This is a genomic window from Micromonospora sp. MH33, assembly GCF_003013775.1.
Classification (GTDB): Bacteria; Actinomycetota; Actinomycetes; order Mycobacteriales; family Micromonosporaceae; genus Micromonospora; species Micromonospora fulviviridis.
Map to the genome: position 1 here is coordinate 1 of NZ_MUYZ01000478.1, position 3251 is coordinate 3251.

Below are 3251 nucleotides of genomic sequence, written 5' to 3' on the forward strand. Positions count from 1 at the left end.
GCGTCGGACACCGACGCGGCCATGCCGGCGGTGTCCCACATGCCCCACGCCAGGCTGACCGCCGGCAGGCCGGCCTGCCGGCGGTGCGCCGCGAGGGCGTCCAGCACGGCGTTCGCGGCGGCGTACGCGGCCTGCCCCGGGGAGCCGAGGACACCCGCGACGGACGAGAACAGCACGAACAGGTCGAGGTCCAGGCCGAGCGTGGCCTCGTGCAGCCACCAGCCGGCGGTGGCCTTCGGGGCCAGCACGCCGGCCAGCCGCTCCGGGCTGATCGCGGAGACCACGCCGTCGTCGAGCACGCCCGCCGTGTGCACCACGCCGGCCAGCCGGCCGGGAACCTTCGCAACCAGGCCGGCCACCCGGTCCCGGTCGGTCACGTCGGCGGCGACCACCGCCACCCGGGCACCGAGGCCGGTCAGCCGCTCGACCAGCGCGTCCGCGCCCGGGGCGGCCGGCCCCTGCCGCGACACCAGCAGCAGCGACCGCACCCCGTGCGCGGTGACCAGATGCTCGGCCACCAGCGCGCCCAACGACCCCGTGCCGCCGGTGACCAGCACCGTGCCGTCGCCGAGGGCCGGCGTGTCCCCGGCCGGCGCGTCCGCGGCCGGGATCGCGGCACGGACCAGGCGTGGGGTCAGCACCGCGTCGGCGCGCAGCGCCACCTGCCCGCCCGTGGCGGGCAGGTCGCCGGCGACGCCGGCCAGCACCGCGAGGACACGCTCGTCCAGGTCCCGGTCGAGGTCGGCCAGGACGATCCGCTCCGGATGCTCCGACTGGGCCGACCGGAGCAGCCCCCACACCGCCGCACCCGCCAGATCGCTGACCCGGTCACCATCCCGGGCCGCCACCGCACCCCGGGTCAGGACCACCAGCCGCGAGTCGGCCAACGCGTCCGCGGCCAGCCACGCCTGCACCACCCCGAGCACCTCCGAGGCGGTCGCCCGGACGGCCTCCGGCACCTCGACGCCGGGCGGCGCCGCCATCGGCAGCACCAGGGCGCGTGGTGACGCCTCCCCCGCCTCCACGGCGGCCAGCACGGCCGGCACGTCGGCGTACGCGGGCAGGCCGGCGGGGTTCGGCCGGTCCGGGTCGGCGAGCAGCGCCCAGCCGGACGGGCTCTCGACGGGCGGAACCGGCTCGGCCGGCCAGACCACCTCGAACATCGACCGGGCCGCGGCGCCCGGGGCGGTCACGCCGGTCAGCTCCCGCAGGACCAGCGAGTCGACCGACACGACCGGCGCGCCCGTCTCGTCCACGGCGACCAGCCGGACCGCGTCGCCGTCGCGGGACAGCCGTACCCGCAGCGCCGCCGCGCCGGACGCGTGCACCTGGACACCCTCGAACGCGAACGGCACCCGCGGACCGCCGCCGTCACCGGCGAGCAGCAGCCCGACCGGGTGCAGGGCGGCGTCCAGCAGCGCGGGGTGCACGCCGAAGCCGCCCGCACCCGCCGCCACCTCCTCGGGCAGGGCCACCTCGGCGTGCACCTCGCCGCCGCCGGTCCACAGCCGGCGCAGCCCCTGGAACGCCGGCCCGTATGTCAGGCCGTGCCCGGCCAGCGCCGCGTACCAGGCGCCCGGGTCGATCTCGGTCGCGGTCGTCGGCGGCCACACCGGCAGGCCGGGCCCGTCGGCGGCGGCGGGTTCCAGCACGCCCTCGGCGTGCCGCATCCAGCCGGCCTCCGGGTCGTCCTCGGCCTGGGCGTGCACGGTCACCGCGCGGGCCCCCGCCTCGTCGGCCGGGCCGACCCGCACCTGCACCCGGACACCACCGGACGCGGGCAGCACCAGCGGCGCGGCGACGGTCAGCTCGCGGAGCCGGGAGACGCCGACCTCGTCGCCGGCCCGCACCACCAGCTCGACCAGCGCGGCGCCGGGCAGCACCACCACGTCGGCGACCGCGTGGTCGGCCAGCCAGGGGTGGGTGGCCAGCGACAGCCGGCCGGTGAGCAGCACCATGTCCTCGCCGGCGACGGAGACCGCCGCGCCGAGCAGCGGGTGCCCGGCCGCGCCGAGCCCGGCGCCGGAGACGTCGGCGAGCCGGCCGACCGGCTCCAGCCAGTACCGCTCGTGCTGGAACGCGTACGTCGGCAGGTCTACCGGGCGGGCGCCGGCGCCGGCGAGCAGGGCGTCCCAGTCGACGGCGACGCCCTCGGTGTGCAGCCGGGCGAGCGCCTCCAGCACGCCCCGGGGCTCGGCCCGGTCCTTGCGGACCAGGGGCACCAGCACGGCGGCCGGGTCGGCGAGGCAGCTCTCGGCCATGGCGGTGAGCACACCGCTGGGGCCCAGCTCGACGTACGTGCCGACGCCGGCCTCGGCGAGCCGGTCCACGGCGTCCGCGAAACGCACCGCCTCCCGGACGTGCCGCACCCAGTAGTCGGGACGGCACAGCTGCTCCGGCTCGGCGATCCGGCCGGTCAGGTTCGACACGATCGGCACGGTGGGCGGCCGGAACGTCAGTCCCTCGGCCACCGCGGCGAACTCGGCGAGCATCGGCTCCATGAGCGCGCTGTGGAAGGCGTGGCTGACCCGGAGGCGGTGGGTGGGCGTACCCCGGTCCGCCCAGAGCGCGGCGAGCGCGTCGACGGCCTCGGCGTCGCCGGAGACGACCACGGCGGCGGGGCCGTTGACGGCGGCGATGCCGACCCGGCCGGCGATGCCGGCCAGGGACTCGGCCACGGCCGCCTCGCCAGCGGCGACGGCGAGCATGGCACCGCCGGGCGGCAGCGCCTGCATGAGCCGGCCCCGGGCGGCGACCAGGGCCGCGGCGTCCGCGAGCGTCAGCACCCCGGCGACGTGCGCGGCGGCCAGCTCGCCGATCGAATGGCCGACCAGGAGGTCCGGGACGAGCCCGAACGATCCGGCGAGGCGGAACAGGGCCACCTCGACGGCGAACAGGCCAGCCTGGGTGAAGACGGTCTGGTTCAGCAGCTCGGCCTCGGGGGTGCCGGCCTCGGCGAACATCACCTCGCGCAGCGGCCGGGGCAGGTGCGGGTCGAGCCGGTCGCAGACCTCGTCCAGCGCGGACGCGAAGGCGGGGAAGGAGGCGGACAGCTCGCGGCCCATGCCGGCCCGCTGCGCGCCCTGCCCGGAGAACAGGAAGGCGATCCGGCCGCGGGGGCTGGCGGCGCCCGTGACCACGGCGGGGTCCGGTTCCCCGTCGGCGAGGGCGCGCAGGCCGGCGAGCAGCTCGTCGCGGTCCGCGGCGAGCACCACGGCCCGCCGGTCGAGCCCGCCGCGGCTGAGCGAGGA

1 protein-coding gene is annotated in these 3251 nt (G+C 78.4%); it reads right to left on the minus strand.

Going from position 1 to position 3251, the window contains the following annotated elements; translation table 11 throughout:
* Positions 1 to 3251, minus strand: a 3251-nt coding sequence (locus tag B0E53_RS34660; protein WP_146167906.1) for a type I polyketide synthase, incomplete at both ends; no start/stop codon positions are given.